At 17.9% G+C, this 509-nt stretch carries 1 protein-coding gene; it reads left to right on the top strand.

The window, feature by feature from the left end; translation table 11 throughout:
• The coding region (locus KJQ99_RS09605; protein WP_214150697.1) for a WxcM-like domain-containing protein at window positions 1–354 on the top strand (354 nt) is incomplete at its 5' end.
• Window positions 355–509: the final 155 nt, after the last annotated feature.

Genomic DNA, 509 nt, shown 5'->3' with positions numbered 1-509 from the left:
ATAAATAATAGCATGTTTAATTTATTAATAGATAAGCAAATATTTGTACCCAAGAGAGTTTTTTATATGTATAATTTAAATAATACATCCCCAAGAGGAAATCATGCAAATATCGAATCATCATTTATTTTTCAAATGCCACTAGGTACATGCGAAATTGAATATTTTTATAAAAATATAAATAATAAATTTAATTTAAATAATCAAAATAATATATACTTAAAAAATAAAACTTGGAAATCGATGTATAATTTTAGTCAAAAATCAATACTTGTAGTTGTATCTGATTGCAAATATAATAAAAATGAATATATTAAAAATTATAAAGAATTTGAAAGGATAAATAATGCTTAAAGAAGTTAAATTACAGGATAATATATATTCTAAAAATATTAATAATATTGATTACAGCAGTAATTTAAAAAAAATAAATATATTTATTTGTAGAAATCATTCATTTGAATTAATAGAAAAGCAATTAATAAAATACCTAAATTATAGTAAACTAG

Source organism: Campylobacter sp. 2018MI13 (assembly GCF_018501135.1).
GTDB lineage: Bacteria > Campylobacterota > Campylobacteria > Campylobacterales > Campylobacteraceae > Campylobacter_E.
The sequence above is the reverse complement of the archived record's forward strand: the minus strand, read 5'-3'. Positions and strand labels throughout refer to the sequence as shown.